This window comes from Halomonas sp. ANAO-440 (genome assembly GCF_019915905.1).
GTDB classification, from domain to species: Bacteria; Pseudomonadota; Gammaproteobacteria; order Pseudomonadales; family Halomonadaceae; genus Halomonas; species Halomonas chromatireducens.
Map to the genome: position 1 here is coordinate 54,710 of NZ_JAHXBV010000021.1, position 14,234 is coordinate 68,943.

Here is a 14,234-nt window from a genome sequence, read left to right on the forward strand (position 1 = left end):
CCATCCGTCCCATTGGCAAGCTGCTGCTCTCAAAGCTGGGCAATAAAAGACAAAAAGGCAAATTGCCGCTTCCACGCAGCGACCCGGCCTTGCCGTCAGTCGATGCCCCCATCGCAGCCGAAGCGGGCCTCGATCCTGCCGTGGCGCCAGACCAGAAGCTCGCCCGGTTGCATTCGCACCCACTCCTCGTTGCAGGTCAGCGGCTCGGTGGCCACCACCGATACCACGTCCGCTGTGGTGGTGTGCTCGGCAAAGTTCACCGTCAGTTCGGCATCGGAAAGCTCGGCCTTGCCGAAGGGTGCCCGTCGAGTGATATGGGCAAGCTTGGTGGAGCAATAGGTATAAAGGTACTCGCCGTCCGCCAACAGCAAGTTGAAGACGCCCAGGCTGCGCAGCCGCTCACAGAGCTCATGCAGCCATTGCCAGAGCTCCTGTGCCTCGCCCTGCCGAGGGGCATCGGGGAAGCGATGGCGCAGCTCGGCCAGCAGCCAGCAGAAGGCATGCTCGCTGTCGGTATCGCCCACCGGGCGATAGAAACTCAGTGGCAGCGCCTGCCAGCCCTCGAGCTGACCATTATGGGCATAGCACCAGGTGCGCCCCCACATTTCCCGGGTGAAGGGGTGAGTATTGGCCAGGCGCACTTCTCCCACGTTTGCCTGGCGAATATGGCTGATGGCGATATGCGACTTGATCGGGTAATCGGTGATCAGCCGGGCGATCGGCGAGCGAACCGAAGGGTGCGGGTCGCGAAAGTCGCGATAGCCTCCCGCTTCGTAGAACGCGATACCCCAGCCGTCCCGATGCGGTCCGGTGCCGCCGCCACGGTGCAGAAAGCCGGTAAAGCTGAAACAGATATCCGTGGGCACGTTGGCACTCATACCCAACAACTCACACATGCGGCTCCTCCCGTCGCGTCGTCGTGAAGCGTCGCCGCCCGCGCCGCTGCTGGCGCCGCCAGGTCAGACCCAGCAACAACAGCACCACAGCGACCAGCAATACCAGCCCCCAGATACGCGGGTCCTGCCTGCCGGCCTCGATCTGTCGGTCCAGAATGGGCCGCCAGTCTTCCCATTGGCTCTGGGCCAGCCGCGGGAGGCGCTCCACAAGAGAGAGGAATCGGTCCATGCCGCCGGACTGCGAGGCGGGGGAACTCGATTCAGGCACCAGGTCCAACTCCTCATGGAAGCGCTCGATGCCCAGCACAGCAGGGCCCGCAGCCTGGTCGATCGCGGTTTCGCTATGGGGAAAAAGCACCAGCCTGGGCAGACGCAGCTCACGTGTCTCACCGTCGAGCGTCACCTCTGCACGCAACAGCAGCGGCTGGCTGAGCCCGGGGTCCAGCTCCGGCAGCCCGATCAGCCAGCGCCGCGACGCCTGTGGCTCAGCGTCCAGCCGGGCCCCCTGCAACTGCCCGTGCAGTCGCGTGTTGTCGTGATCCAGCAACGGATGCTCGGCCGTCAGCAGGACCCGGTCACTCTCCGCCTCATGCCGCGCCGCGATCGCCGGCAGGACATTGACTGTCTGAATCCGCTGGCGCCTGAATCCCTGCCCCTCGGCTCGAATCACCAGTTGGGCCGTTCCGGTCAACGCCGGTGCCGGCAAGGTCCCGATGAAGCGATCGGCCGCCTGCTCGAGCACCACCGCCGACTGGGTCGAACCCTTGTCGTCATGCAGTATCGCGGTCATCTCCAGATGCGCCGGCAGGGCGTCCTGGCCCAGCACCTCCCCGTCATGAGTCAGCCAGGCTTCCAGTGGCACGTCGAAGCCCAGGTATAGCGTGCCGGGTATGCCGCCGGTCTGCAGGCTCAATGGTGAGACGATGGTGATCCGGCTATCCTTGTCCACCCCCCCTTCCAGGCGCCACTGCCCCGGCATGGGGTCAGGGACCTGGATCAGGTCGTAGCGGGATTCGCTTCGCCAGGTGGCGCCATCAGGGGGAGCCTCCACCGTGAATCGTCTGCCATCCGGTGCGATCAGAACCGCCGGCGCCCGCTCGCGGCCTTCGGCCTCATCCGGCGCTTTGCGAAACAGCAAGGCAGTGAAGCCATCGAGGCCGGGCTCGACGAGAAATTGATCGTCGGTCAAAGGCAGGCGATCGCTGGGGAAGATACGGTCGAAGATATTGAGGAAAGCGCCCAGCAGCGCATCGGGGCTCTCGACCGGTGCCGACAGGCCGCCGGTCTGCTGGGACAGGCGCTCCACCAGGTCCAGGTCGGCCTCGTCGGAGAAGGCAATGGCATGAATCGCGACGTCACCGGCGGTCAGACGAGGACCAAGGGATTCCAGCAGTGTCCGACGGGAGACATCGTCGATGCCCGGCTTGGCACCGAGCCTCGGGGACAGGTCGATCACTCCATCGGTCAGCAGCACCAGATGGCGATGACCGTCGGTTTCGGGAGCCGCCGCCTCACGAATGGCGGACTCGATGTCGGTGAACTGCTGATACTCCACCAGCCGGGGCGACAGCGACATCGCCTGTTCTCGCCAGGCGGAAGTCACCGGCCCCAGGGGGAGTGGATTCTCCACACGCTCACCGAAGGTCCAGACGCCGGCTCTCGCCCCGCTGGGTAGCAAGGCCACCAGCAATTCCAGCGCTTCCGCCGCCAGCTGCTCCGGATCGTTATGGCGCATGCTGCCGGAAACGTCGATGATCACCCTGACGTCCGGCCGCTCCTCCAGAGGGGCCGCAGGAAGGCTACCCGACAGCAACGCTGGACCCAGCAGCACTGCCAGCCAAAGCCAACTCTTATGCAACACCCTCCCCATCGGGGGCTCCCTAGCCGATCATCGGCTCACGGCGCTCGCGCGGCTCACGGGATTGTCTTCCGTCGCGGCCATCACGCCCATTGTTATCGTCATCGTCGATTTGTGCATACTCATCGGCCGGCCGCAACATCCACCATTGCAGTAACCCAACGGCGATGCCCAGGCCGGCGCCGGCCGCCACCAGTAGCGCGGATGACATCATGGCCGCGCTATTGCGTTCAAGAAAGGCAACGGCTGCCACCACCACGGCCGGCGCCATCCCGGTATAGAATTCACCTTCCTCCACCAGCGGCAAGCGGAAGCGAGTAGGCACCCAGAGTATGCCCGCCACCGCCCAGGTGATCGGCAGGCGTAAAATGCGCGGCAGGAAGGCCAATCCCAGATAGCCGGTGACGAGTATCACCAGCGACAAACCCAGATAGGTCAGCCATAGTAGGGACATCGAATCGGTCGTCAGCATCGATACCTCATTTTCAGCGCCACGGCCCGCCAAGAGACGGACCGCACAGGATGGAATTCGTTATAGAGTATGGTACACGCGACCCAATGAAAGCACAGCTACCCCGTAACACCAGCGATGCGTTGTCAGCCGATGGACACCCCCCTTCCCCCGTCAGCCGTTTTCGTCGAACCGACGATCCAGAATGGCACTGGCTGGAGAATCGTGACGACCCTGACGTCAGCGCCTTCCTCGAGGCGGCCAACCGGGAATCCCGCGCCTGGCTGATGCCACTCGACGGCCTGGTGGAGCGCCTCTACCACGGCCACCTTGCGCGCCGGGAGCTGGCGGTCCATGGCCTGCGAACGGCACTGGACCATCACACCTACTGGAGCGAGACGGCGGCCGATGCCGACTACCCGGTCTGGTGGCGCCACCCCAACGGCCGCGAGCAGGACGCCGTCCCCTTTCTCGACCTGCATGCCCGGGCGGAGCAGCAGCGGTTCCTCGAACTCGGCGATATGGCACTGTCGCCGGACGAGTGCTGGCTTGCCTGGACCGAGGATATCAGCGGAGATGAGCGCTACACACTCTATATCAAGCACCTGCCACACGGCGAGCCGGTTGCCCTGCTCGATGACATCGCCTCGGAACTGAGCTGGGCGGAGGATAATCGTACGCTGCTCTTCACCCGGTTCGATGCGACCCAGCGCCCGGACAGCATCTGGCGGTTGCCCCTACGCCTGGATGCCGGCGTCGCCCCCCGGGCGGATGAGCCGATATGCATGCTGCAGGAAGCGGATCCAGAGTTCTGGGTCGGCCTGGGCAAGACACGCTCACGGGAGTGGCTGGTGCTGGACAGCGCCTCCAAGGACACCAGCGAATGCCATCTGGTCCCCGCCAGGGACCCCACCGCCGCTCCTCGCTGCTTCCGGCCACGAGAAAAAGGCGTGGAGTACGGCGTTGAACACCGCCCCGGCCACTTCTACGTCCTGCATAACCGTGACGCCCCGCACTTCCGCCTGGACAGGCTGGACGAAGCCCAGCCCGATGGTGCCTGGCAGCCACTGGTAGCACACCGCGACGAGGCCACGCTTGAGGGCATCGATGCCTTTGCCTGGGGTCTGGTAGTCACCGAACGCGACCACAATGAAGCGCAGGTCCATGTGCGTATCATCGAACTCGATCAACATCATGTCGCAACACGTGATGAACGGCTGCCACTGCCCGAGTCCCCTTGCAGCCTGATGCTGGGGGATGTGCCTCACTTCGCCAGCCGCCGCCTGCGCTTGCGTGAAGAATCCTTCGTCATGCCGGTTCGCTGGCTCGAGCACGAACTGGACAGTGGCGAACGCCGGGTAGTGAAGACCCAGGCGATCCATGGCGACCTGCAGCCCAACGATCTCGCTTGTCAGCGAATCTGGGCCACGGCCCACGATGGCGAACGCATCCCCGTCTCGGTGGTGATGCGTGCCGACCTGGCCGGGCGGCCGCTTCCCACGCTGCTCTACGGCTATGGGGCCTATGGCGAGGTGCTCGACCCCTGGTTCTCGGTGGCCCGCCTCGAGCTGCTCAGCCGCGGCATGGCATTTGCCGTTGCCCATGTTCGCGGCGGCGGCGACCGCGGTGAGCCCTGGTATCTCGCCGGCAAGATGGAGCACAAGGAGAACAGCTTCCGTGACTTCCTGGCCGCCCGAAATGCCCTGGTCGATCAGGGCTTCAGCGATGGGGAGCGCATCGCGGCATACGGCGCCAGTGCAGGAGGCCTACTGGTGGGCGCCAGCCTAAACCTGGCCCCCGAAGCCTTCTGCGCCGCAGTTCTGGACGTGCCCTTCGTCGATGTCCTGCGCACCATGGAAAACCCTGACCTGCCGCTGACAACAGCCGAGTACACGGAGTGGGGCAACCCCGATATCCCGGACATGCGTCGACATATCCGCAGCTACTCCCCCCTCGACAACCTTTCTGCCCAGCCCTACCCGGCCCTGTTCCTTCAGGGCAGCTGGCACGACTCCCGGGTGCCCTACTGGGAGCCCGCCAAGCTCTACGCTCGCGTCACCGAGCTGGGTTCGGCCCGCGGGCCCGTGCTGCTTCGCACCGACATGGATGCCGGCCATGGCGGCGCCTCTGGCCGGTTCAAGGCATGGCACGACAATGCCCGCCAGGATGCCTTCATTCTCTGGGCGCTGGGGCTGGCTGCCAGGAATACGCAGGGGGGTTGAAAGGCTTGCAGAACCAACGAATTCCAGGCGGGACTGGAGGGGCGATCAGCCGTCAATCGGAAGGATAGCGATGATATGATCTTCCAGCTGTTCTTCCGGCACATCCCGATGGGAGATGGCAAAGCTGCGCACGCTGACTCCCTTGCGGTGGACCCGCTCCGGGTCTCCGGAAATCAGCGGATGCCAGCCTGCCAGCTTGCGCCCCTCCGCCACACGGCGATAGGCACAGGACCTGGGCAACCAGCGAAATTCGTCGATGCGCTGCGGCGTCAGCCGCTCACAGTCCGGCACCCGGGCTTGGCGATTGGCATAGTCGCTGCAGCGGCAGCTATGGATATCGAGCAACTCACAGGCCACGCCCAGGACGGCCAGGTCACCGGTGTCGTCGTCCTGGAACTTGAGCAGGCAGCACTGGCCGCAGCCGTCGCACAGGGCCTCCCACTCTTCAGCGGTGAGCTCCTCGAGCGGGTAGTGCTCCCAGAATCGTTCACGCATCATGGCGCCTCCAGGCCGCCGGCCGAACGCTCAATAGCGTGCCTCGGTGGGAGTCCGATACAGATCCATCAGATACTCCTCCTTGGCCGGCGGCATCTGGAAGTAATACCCCTTCTCGCGAATGGCCGCGATGACATCGCTCGCCTTGGCGCGTGCCATCGGCTTGTCCACCGTCAGGATAAGCGTCATGGTCGAAACCGGCTTGCCGAAGCGTTCGAGCAATGCCTCGGGTACCTCCTTCAAGCCCTGGCGCTTGTCCACGTAGAGATACATCTCCTCCTTGCGAGAACTCTTGAAGATCTCGCACAGCAGCTTGTCGCCTTTCATACGATCATCGGTCATGACGCATTCACCTCGGAGAGCACATTTTCAAGGGCCTCGGCAAGGCACTCGCCCCGCCACCCACCCGGCAAGGGCAGTACCTCCCCCTTCAGGTCCGCGGTCACCATGGCCTCGAGCTCGCGGCGGCGCAGCAACACCTCCGGCGCCAGGCCCAGCCGCTCAGCCTCACCGTTGACCACCCGCTTTAGCGCCTTGAGACGTCGCTTGAAGGCCGGATCCATGGGGGAAGGCAACTCGGGGGGGAGGGTTTCACCCTCTGCCTCCCGAGCCTGTTTCACCAGCGAAAGGAAGGTGTCACCGTCGCGCTTGATCAGCCCCGGCTTGATATCTTCGACTTCGGCCAACTGGTAACGGTTCTCGGGCATGCGCTCGGCGATGCCATGGAGGACTCGGTCATTGACCAGCCACCCCCGCGGCAGGTTGCGACGCCGTGCCTCGCCTTCCCGCCATATCGTCAACAGACGGTAGGCCTCTATCTGACGAGGCGAGAGCCGCCACAGCTGGCGATTTCGGAGATACCACTGCCCATCCGCCCCTTCACTGCGTAACGCCTGGGCCACCAGCTCGCTGCAGTCGGCCTGCAGCCATTCCATGCGCCCCAACCGATCGAGAGCCTCTCGCTGGTGCTCCCAGACCTTGAGCAGAAAGACCACGTCCAGGGCCGCATAGAGGCACTGGGATTCGCTCAGCGGACGTACCAGCCAGTCGGAGCGCGTCTCATCCTTGGGCAGCACTTCACCGGTCCAGTGCTCGACCAGACGCTGATAGCCCATGGCAGCATTTTCTCCCAGCAGGGATTGGGCGATCTGGGTATCGACCAGTGGCGCCACCGCCCCGCCTGCCCAATGAGCCAGCACTTCCAGATCCTCGCTGCTGGCGTGCAACAGCTTGAGCGGCCCTTCGCTCAGCAGGCGGCGGAAGGCGTCGGTGCAGTCCACGGCAAGGGGGTCGATCAACCAGGCCGGACCGCCGGCGGAGAACTGGATGAGCGCCGGCACTGGATGAAAGGTCTTCTCGCGGAAGAACTCGGTATCCAGTGCAATGACCGAGGCATCCGCGACTAGGGCACAGGCGGCGTCGAGCGCCTCGGGCGTATCGATCCAGTGTATCTCGGGGGTCAGGGACATGCAGTCATCCGGCAGTTTAGGGAAGTGAATCAGTCGCCGCGAAACGGCAGGCGACCATTGAACGCGCGGCTGAGCGTACCACCATCGACGTATTCCAGCTCGCCACCCATGGGCATGCCATAGGCAAGCCGTGACAGCGACACCCCATATCGCTCGGTCAGTTGAGCGGCGATGTAGTGAGCCGTCGCTTCGCCCTCCACGGTTGGATTGGTTGCCAGGATAACCTCCACTACCCCGCCCTCGGCCACACGCGCTTCGAGCTGTTCCAGGCCGATATCTTCCGGGCCGATGCCATCCAACGGCGACAGATGGCCATGGAGCACAAAATAGCGCCCGCGGTAGCCACCGGCCTCCTCGATGGCCAGCTGGTCGGCGGGAGACTCCACCACACAGAGCAATGAGTCATCTCGCCGTCCGCTGGAACAGATGGAGCAGATCTCTTCTTCCGTGAGCGTGCGGCAGCGCCGGCAGTAGCCGACCTCTTCCAGCGCCTGCTCCAGCACCGCTGCCAGGCGACGACCGCCGTCACGGTCACGCTCGAGCAGATGCATGGCCATGCGCTGCGCGGTCTTGGGGCCGACGCCGGGCAGGACGCGCAGCGACTCCATCAGTCTCTCGACAAGGGGAGAAAAGCTCATCGCTTAGAAGGGCATCTTGAAGCCCGGCGGCAGATTAAGCCCCGCCGTCGCCTCCTCCATCTTCGCACGGGAGCTGACTTCCACCTTGCGCACGGCATCGTTCACCGCAGCCGCCAGCAGGTCCTCGAGCAGCTCCTTGTCCTCCTCCATGACGCTCTGGTCGATATCGACCTTGCTCACGTCATGGCGACCATTCATGGTCACCTTGACCATGCCAGCACCCGCTTCACCGGTCACCTCGGCCTTGGCAACCTCTTCCTGAGCGCGCTGCATCTTTTCCTGCATCTCCTGGGCCTGCTTCATCAGGTTGCCCATTCCACCTTTCATCATGGTCGTTCCTCTCGTTGGCTAAAGCGACTGGTCGGGCTCAGGCCCGCTGCGATGCATCTACCGGCTTGACGCTGGAAGTGATGAGGCGTGCACCGAACGTCTCCTGCAACTGGCGCACGTGCGGATCCCGCTCGAGCGCCTCCACCGCCACGGCATGCCGCTCGGCGGCAATGCGATCGGCACGCTGTCGAGGCGTCTCGACCGCCTCCGGCAAGGGCCCCGCCTCGATGATCAACTGTCGCGTCACACCGATACCAGCCAGGGCTTCCCGCACACGCCGAACATGAATCTCGGCATTCATGGCGTCCTGGGAGGGGGCCAGCCGAAGTAGCAAACGGCTGCCATCGTCGGATTCGACCACACAATGTGCCGCCAGGTTGCGTGTCAGCCCGCCCAGGCCCAGGGAATCGAAACGCTCAAGCCAGACCGCATGGGTGAAACATGCCGAATCGTCACCGGTTGCATGCCCCGCCTTCGGCATTTCGGCCGGGGCAGAAGACGGCGACGCCGACGGCGGATCCAGGTCCTCGACGCCAGCCGGCTCGGGAATCACAGCGGGCCTGGAAACGGCCGACTCTGGACCGGCAACGACAGACGCCTCGGCAGTCGAAAGCGGAGCCGGAGCGGCGGCGATGGCCACCTCGCCCTCCTTCTCGCTTTCCTTTTCCCTTTCCCTTTCCTTCTCATTCTCCGCCGGTCTCGGCGCCGCCTCCCGGCCCTGGTTCAGACCGTCAGCCACGGCGGGAGGTGCCGTGGAGGCCTCCGGTAACGCTTCCTCCCAGGGCGGCGGCGCTTCGAACCGATCTTGCGCCATCGGCGGCTCGGGAGTCGGCGCGAGATTCGCATTGTCCCCGGCATCCGGCAGGCCGTCCTCGCCAGCATCGGGGAGGCCTGCGCCCTCCCTCCCTGCCGCGGCGGGCGCCTCGTCAGGCGGAGGGCTGCCCGAAGGCCCGGCTCCGGCAGCCGATGGAGTGACGGGGCCGGGTTCCCCCCGCAGCGGCAGCGGCGTTTTCGCCGGCTGAGGCACGCCCTGGGGACGGAAGGCCAGCATGCGCAGCAGGGTCATCTCCAGGGCGGTGCGCAGGTCTGGGGCATGCGCCATGTCGCCGCGACCCTGGATACCGATCTGGTAGTAGAGCTGGATGTCCTCGGGGGTGAAGCGCGCGGCCAGTGCCAGCAGCAGATCCCGGTCGCCATGGCCATTGTCCAGCGCGCCGGGCACCATCTGGGCCACCGCCAGGCGGTGCAGGACACCGGTGACATCGTCGAGCACCGCTGCGAAGTCCGGCCCCTGTTCCGCCAGTTGGGACACCTCATTGAGCACACGGGCCGCATCGACCTCGGCCAGCGCCTCGACCAGCGCCACCACATGACGGTGGTCCAGGGTACCCAGCATGGCGGCCACATCGGCGTGGCAAATCTGCCCCTGACCAAAGGCAATGGCCTGGTCGGTCAGGCTCATGGCATCGCGCATGGAGCCATCGGCCGCCTTGCCCAGCAGCCACAGCGCACTTTCCTCGAAGCCGACCTGTTCCGCCTCGAGCACCTTGGCCAGGTGTTCAACGATACGCTCGGGCGGCATGTTCTTGAGCGTGAACTGAAGGCAGCGCGACAACACCGTCGGCGGCAACTTCTGAGGGTCGGTGGTGGCAAGCAGGAACTTGACGTGGGGCGGCGGCTCTTCGAGGGTCTTGAGCAGGGCATTGAAGCTGCTGGTGGAGAGCATGTGTACCTCATCGATGAGATACACCTTGTAGCGCCCCTGGGTCGGCGCATACTGCACGTTGTCGAGCAGTTCGCGGGTGTCCTCCACCTTGGTACGCGAGGCGGCATCGACCTCGATCAGGTCGACGAAGCGCCCCTCGTCGATTGCCCGGCAGCTGTCACACTCGCCACAGGGGGTCGATGTCACGCCCTCCTCGCCATGGCCCTTTGCCGTACAGTTGAGGCACTTGGCAAGTATTCTTGCCAGTGTTGTCTTGCCGACCCCCCGGGTGCCGGTAAAAAGGTAGGCGTGGTGCAGGCGACCCTGATCGAGTGCATTGACCAGCGCTCGCTGGACATGCTCCTGCCCGACCAGTTCATGGAAAGTGCGAGGCCGCCACTTGCGGGCCAGAACCTGATAGCTCATGCAGCGCGGAATCCTTGCAGCTGGGCTGGCTGGCAGCCGGTCTGAAAGTGCCTGCACGTCGCGAGACCCCTCCCCGGACGTGCCGACCACGAAAGCAAACCGCCATTCTACCGGCTGTGGCCTGGGGCGCAAAGCACAGCCCGAAACGCCTCCGGCTGAATGCCTCGATAGCCGCTCACATGGCGCGAGGCGAATCGATTGACGCAGGGAGCGCTTGCACTCTATTTTTCGTATACGAAATACGGTATTCATTGAAAGGAAACTCGCATGGAAGCCCTTCCGACTCCCACCCAGCTGGTGCAGCGCGTGCACCAGTCCCTGCTGGACGCCATCTGCAGCGGCGAACTGCCGGCCGATACCCGCCTCAACCAGGACTCACTCGCCAAGCGGCTGGGGGTATCGCGCCAGCCCATCGTCCAGGCCATCCAACTGCTCAAGAACGAGGGCTTCGTCTGCGCCATGGGCCGTCGCGGCGTCAAGGTGGCGCCGCTCAGCGCCGCTCACGTCCGTCACCTCTATCAGGTACGCGCCTCGCTGGATGCCCTCGCCGCCAGAGAAGCGGCCCTGCACGCCCCCGACGAGGCACAGCGACATGGTCAGACCCTGCTCGAGGCAGGTCGCCAGGCCTGTGCCAGCGGACAACCGCTGGCCATGATCGCGGCGGACATGGCCTTCCATCGCCTGATCTACCGGCTGTCAGGGAATCCCTTGATCGAAGAGACCGTTGCGACCCACTGGCACCACCTGCGCCGTGCCATGGGTGCCGTTATCGATGCCTCGTCGCCCCCCAGGCGTGTCTGGGAGGAGCACAGCGGCATACTCGACGCGGTGGTTGACGGCGATGCCAGCCGGGCGGAGCAGCTGGCACGTCAGCACGCCGAGCAGGCCGGCGACGCGCTGGCCCAACGGCTGACCCGCTATCTGGCCGACTTCTCCCTCACTGCGGAGGCGCAGGAAAGCCAGCCCGATCCCTGACGCCGGGCTCGCGGGCTGGCGTTACTAGCCCCAGCCTGTGCTAGCATGATGTTGAGTATTTTCGACACTTGCTACTGCTACTGGAGCCCTCATGCCCAGCCCTCGCTGCGACTCCTACTACACTGCAACGATTCACGAAGAGTCGAACTATCCGCAGCTCGCAGGTGATGTGACGGTCGACGTCGCCATCGTCGGCGGCGGCTTCACCGGCGTGGCCACGGCAGTGGAGCTGGCCGAGCGGGGCTACCGGGTGGCCATCGTCGAGGCCAACAGGATCGGTTGGGGCGCCAGCGGTCGCAACGGCGGTCAGGTGACCGGCAGCCTCTCCGGCGAAGCGGCCATGCGCAAGCAGATGCGCCGCACCCTGGGCGAGGCCGCCGAGGACTTCGTCTGGGACCTGAGATGGCGCGGCCAGCGCATCATTCGCGAGCGGGTCGATAAATATGCCATCCCATGCGATCTCAAGCAGGGGCATCTTCAGGCAGCCTGGAAGCCCTCTCACATGGCGGCGCTGCAGGCCGACTTCGAGGCCTGCCAGATCCGCGGCATGGGCGAGCACGTCGAGCTGCTGGATGCGAGTCAGGTCCGTGACGTGGTGCGCACCGAGTGCTACCACGGCGGCCTGCTCAACCGCTACAACCTGCACCTGCATCCGCTCAATCTGTGCCTGGGCGAAGCACGGGTCGCCGAGAAGCTGGGTGCGAAGCTCTTCGAAAACTCCCCCGTGACACGCATCGACCACGGCCCCTCTCCTGCGGTGGTAACCGAACATGGAACCGTGCGTGCCGACCGGGTGCTGCTGGCGGGCAACGCCTATCACCGCCTGGAGCGACGCAGGCTGGGCGGCCGGCTGTTCCCGGCATCGCTTGGCATCGTCACCACCGCCCCGTTGGGTGGACTGGCCGACGCCATCAACCCCCAGGACCTGGCCGTCTACGACTGCCGCTTCGTGCTCGACTATTACCGTCTTACCGCCGACGGCCGGCTGCTGTTCGGCGGTGGCGCCAACTATTCAGGCAAGGACTCACCCGACATCGCCGCCGAGCTGCGCCCACGTCTGGAGGCCACCTTTCCCCAGCTCAAGGGCACGCCGATCGACTACGCCTGGCAGGGTATGGCCGGCATCGTGGTCAATCGCATCCCCATGCTGGGCCGACTGTCCGACAACGTCTATTACGCCCAGGGCTACTCGGGGCATGGCGTGGCCACCTCGCACATCGTCGGCGAGATCATGGCCAAGGCGATGGCGGGACATATGGAGGAATTCGATACCTTCGCGGCCTGTCGCCACCTCAAGGTGCCGTTCGGGGATGCCCTGGGCAATCCGCTGCTGGCCATCGGCATGTGGTATTACCAGTTGCTCGAGCGCTGGCGCTAAGCTATGCCTGAAAAATGGCTGTGCTTGCCCATACTGCGTTAAAATTCAGTTCAAAGTACTCATTTACACTAGCAAACTCCGTCTTTTCGCTGAATTTTGCCTTGTCTGGCCTTCGCTCGCCGATTTTTCAGACAAAGCTTCGGCGTCATTCAATAACTAGAATAGCGGGCCGGCCATGACAGCATCCTTTCCCGAGCGCATCGACGCCTTCCGTATCGCCCGCCTGCCGGACATCCAGTTCGGTGCAGGTAGCATCACGCGCCTGCCGGGACTGATCGCCGAACATGGCAATCGCGTGCTGGTGGTAACCGGCAAGCGCTCCTTTGTCACTTCGCGCCACTGGAGCGAGTTGGTCGCTGCCCTCGAGACGCAGGGCGCCGCCTGGCATCACGTCACCATCGAGGGTGAGCCCTCGCCGCAGCGAGTGGATGCCATCGTCAGCGAGCACCAAGAGAACGACATCGACGTGGTGGTCGCAATCGGCGGCGGCAGCGTGCTGGATGCCGCCAAGGCCGTCGCCGGCCTGCTACGCACCGGCGATTCGGTAATGGATCATCTCGAGGGCGTGGGCCGTGGTCTCCCCTACCGAGGCCCGGCGGTGCCGCTGATCGCCGTACCGACCACCGCCGGCACCGGCAGCGAAGCCACCAAGAACGCCGTGCTCAGCGTGCAGGGTGCAGATGGCTTCAAGAAATCGTTTCGCGATGAGCGTCTGGTCGCCGCCGTGGCGCTGGTCGACCCCGAACTGCTGGCAGGCTGCCCCAAGGCGCAGATTGCCGCCAACGGCATGGATGCCTTTACCCAACTGCTGGAATCCTACGTCTCGCTCAATGCCAGCCCCGCCACCGACGCCCTGGCCTGGTCCGGCATGCAGGCGTTCTGTCGCGGCTTCTGGCCTGCCTGGGAAGAGGACCACCCGGAGGCAAGCCGAGGCTACGGCCAGCTCGCCTACGCCTCGCTGATGTCCGGGGTGACCCTGGCCCAGGCGGGCCTGGGCTCGGTGCATGGACTGGCCTCCCCCCTGGGCGCCTTCTTCCCGATCCCTCATGGCACGGTGTGCGGCACCCTGGTCGCCGAGGCCACCGCGGCCAACGTCGCGGCGCTGCGCCTGCGCGAGCCGGGCAATCCGGCACTGGCCAGGTACGCCGAGGTCGGCCGCCTGCTCACAGGCAAGCACGAACTGAGCGATGGCGAAGCCTGCGATGCACTGGCCGCAACGCTACGCGATTGGACCCATCGCCTGGCGATGCCGAGACTGGGCGCCTACGGCATGACAAACGCGGATATCGAACGGGTGGTCGCCGGTGCCCGGGGCGGCAGCATGAAGACCAACCCGCTGGTACTCACCGACGCCGAGCTGGGTACCCTGCTGGAAACCCGCCTGTAGCCAG

Annotated in this window: 13 protein-coding genes; 4 read left to right on the forward strand and 9 right to left on the reverse strand. The window is 65.0% G+C overall.

Features of this window, described 5'->3' with window-relative positions:
• Nucleotides 1-95: 95 nt before the first annotated feature.
• Genes KZO25_RS14995 through KZO25_RS15005 form a run of 3 tightly spaced genes read right to left on the reverse strand, consistent with a single transcriptional unit; the run spans nucleotide 96 to nucleotide 3,226 of the window.
• The gene (locus KZO25_RS14995) at nucleotides 96-896 is read right to left on the reverse strand and encodes a class II glutamine amidotransferase (protein ID WP_223137572.1); all 801 of its coding nucleotides are present in this window, start codon (nucleotides 894-896) and stop codon (nucleotides 96-98) included.
• A complete protein-coding gene (locus tag KZO25_RS15000; RefSeq protein WP_223137573.1) occupies nucleotides 889-2,754 on the reverse strand; it encodes a vWA domain-containing protein in 1,866 nt (621 codons plus the stop codon). Before KZO25_RS15000 ends, KZO25_RS14995 begins: the two co-directional genes overlap by 8 nt.
• 22 nt (nucleotides 2,755-2,776) lie before the next feature.
• On the reverse strand, nucleotides 2,777-3,226 hold the full coding sequence (locus tag KZO25_RS15005; protein WP_066449888.1) for a hypothetical protein: 450 nt from the start codon (nucleotides 3,224-3,226) through the stop codon (nucleotides 2,777-2,779).
• 86 nt (nucleotides 3,227-3,312) lie between these two features.
• Between KZO25_RS15005 and KZO25_RS15010 the strand changes: the two genes are divergently transcribed.
• Nucleotides 3,313-5,427, forward strand: coding sequence for a S9 family peptidase (locus KZO25_RS15010; RefSeq protein ID WP_223137574.1), 2,115 nt, complete (start codon nucleotides 3,313-3,315; stop codon nucleotides 5,425-5,427).
• Nucleotides 5,428-5,472: 45 nt separating this feature from the next.
• Here KZO25_RS15010 and KZO25_RS15015 read toward each other — a convergent pair whose 3' ends face one another.
• Genes KZO25_RS15015 through dnaX form a run of 6 tightly spaced genes read right to left on the reverse strand, consistent with a single transcriptional unit; the run spans nucleotide 5,473 to nucleotide 10,490 of the window.
• The gene (locus KZO25_RS15015) at nucleotides 5,473-5,922 is read right to left on the reverse strand and encodes a YcgN family cysteine cluster protein (protein WP_066452349.1); all 450 of its coding nucleotides are present in this window, start codon (nucleotides 5,920-5,922) and stop codon (nucleotides 5,473-5,475) included.
• 30 nt (nucleotides 5,923-5,952) lie between these two features.
• The gene (locus KZO25_RS15020) at nucleotides 5,953-6,264 is read right to left on the reverse strand and encodes a YcgL domain-containing protein (RefSeq protein WP_066449895.1); all 312 of its coding nucleotides are present in this window, start codon (nucleotides 6,262-6,264) and stop codon (nucleotides 5,953-5,955) included.
• Nucleotides 6,261-7,391: a ribonuclease D gene (gene rnd, locus KZO25_RS15025; RefSeq protein WP_223137575.1), complete on the reverse strand. Its 1,131-nt coding sequence runs from the start codon at nucleotides 7,389-7,391 to the stop codon at nucleotides 6,261-6,263. Before rnd ends, KZO25_RS15020 begins: the two co-directional genes overlap by 4 nt.
• 29 nt (nucleotides 7,392-7,420) lie before the next feature.
• Nucleotides 7,421-8,029, reverse strand: coding sequence for a recombination mediator RecR (gene recR, locus KZO25_RS15030; protein WP_223137576.1), 609 nt, complete (start codon nucleotides 8,027-8,029; stop codon nucleotides 7,421-7,423).
• Between the two features lie 3 nt (nucleotides 8,030-8,032).
• On the reverse strand, nucleotides 8,033-8,359 hold the full coding sequence (locus KZO25_RS15035; RefSeq protein WP_066449904.1) for a YbaB/EbfC family nucleoid-associated protein: 327 nt from the start codon (nucleotides 8,357-8,359) through the stop codon (nucleotides 8,033-8,035).
• Between the two features lie 37 nt (nucleotides 8,360-8,396).
• Nucleotides 8,397-10,490, reverse strand: coding sequence for a DNA polymerase III subunit gamma/tau (gene dnaX, locus KZO25_RS15040; protein WP_223137577.1), 2,094 nt, complete (start codon nucleotides 10,488-10,490; stop codon nucleotides 8,397-8,399).
• A gap of 267 nt (nucleotides 10,491-10,757) precedes the next feature.
• Here dnaX and KZO25_RS15045 point away from each other — a divergent pair, with 267 nt between their 5' ends.
• The 3 genes from KZO25_RS15045 to KZO25_RS15055 all read left to right on the forward strand — a co-directional run bounded on the left by KZO25_RS15045 (nucleotide 10,758) and on the right by KZO25_RS15055 (nucleotide 14,230).
• Nucleotides 10,758-11,465 carry a GntR family transcriptional regulator gene (locus tag KZO25_RS15045; protein WP_223137578.1) on the forward strand — a complete coding sequence of 236 codons (708 nt, stop codon included), beginning with the start codon at nucleotides 10,758-10,760 and terminating at the stop codon, nucleotides 11,463-11,465.
• A gap of 91 nt (nucleotides 11,466-11,556) precedes the next feature.
• Complete coding sequence (locus KZO25_RS15050; RefSeq protein WP_223137579.1) at nucleotides 11,557-12,843, forward strand: NAD(P)/FAD-dependent oxidoreductase; 1,287 nt, start codon at nucleotides 11,557-11,559, stop codon at nucleotides 12,841-12,843.
• 175 nt (nucleotides 12,844-13,018) lie between these two features.
• Nucleotides 13,019-14,230 (forward strand): iron-containing alcohol dehydrogenase, encoded by a 1,212-nt coding sequence (locus KZO25_RS15055; protein WP_223137580.1) that lies wholly within the window; start codon nucleotides 13,019-13,021, stop codon nucleotides 14,228-14,230.
• Nucleotides 14,231-14,234: the final 4 nt, after the last annotated feature.

Excerpts from the sequence above, each read along its gene's own strand:
- KZO25_RS14995 (WP_223137572.1), bottom strand. The coding sequence starts at position 896 with ATGTGTGAGTTGTTGGGTATGAGTGCCAACGTGCCCACGGATATCTGT.
- KZO25_RS15005 (WP_066449888.1), bottom strand. The coding sequence starts at position 3,226 with ATGCTGACGACCGATTCGATGTCCCTACTATGGCTGACCTATCTGGGT.
- KZO25_RS15010 (WP_223137574.1), top strand. The coding sequence starts at position 3,313 with ATGAAAGCACAGCTACCCCGTAACACCAGCGATGCGTTGTCAGCCGAT.
- KZO25_RS15015 (WP_066452349.1), bottom strand. The coding sequence starts at position 5,922 with ATGCGTGAACGATTCTGGGAGCACTACCCGCTCGAGGAGCTCACCGCT.
- KZO25_RS15020 (WP_066449895.1), bottom strand. The coding sequence starts at position 6,264 with ATGACCGATGATCGTATGAAAGGCGACAAGCTGCTGTGCGAGATCTTC.
- rnd (WP_223137575.1), bottom strand. The coding sequence starts at position 7,391 with ATGTCCCTGACCCCCGAGATACACTGGATCGATACGCCCGAGGCGCTC.
- recR (WP_223137576.1), bottom strand. The coding sequence starts at position 8,029 with ATGAGCTTTTCTCCCCTTGTCGAGAGACTGATGGAGTCGCTGCGCGTC.
- KZO25_RS15035 (WP_066449904.1), bottom strand. The coding sequence starts at position 8,359 with ATGATGAAAGGTGGAATGGGCAACCTGATGAAGCAGGCCCAGGAGATG.
- dnaX (WP_223137577.1), bottom strand. The coding sequence starts at position 10,490 with ATGAGCTATCAGGTTCTGGCCCGCAAGTGGCGGCCTCGCACTTTCCAT.
- KZO25_RS15045 (WP_223137578.1), top strand. The coding sequence starts at position 10,758 with ATGGAAGCCCTTCCGACTCCCACCCAGCTGGTGCAGCGCGTGCACCAG.
- KZO25_RS15050 (WP_223137579.1), top strand. The coding sequence starts at position 11,557 with ATGCCCAGCCCTCGCTGCGACTCCTACTACACTGCAACGATTCACGAA.
- KZO25_RS15055 (WP_223137580.1), top strand. The coding sequence starts at position 13,019 with ATGACAGCATCCTTTCCCGAGCGCATCGACGCCTTCCGTATCGCCCGC.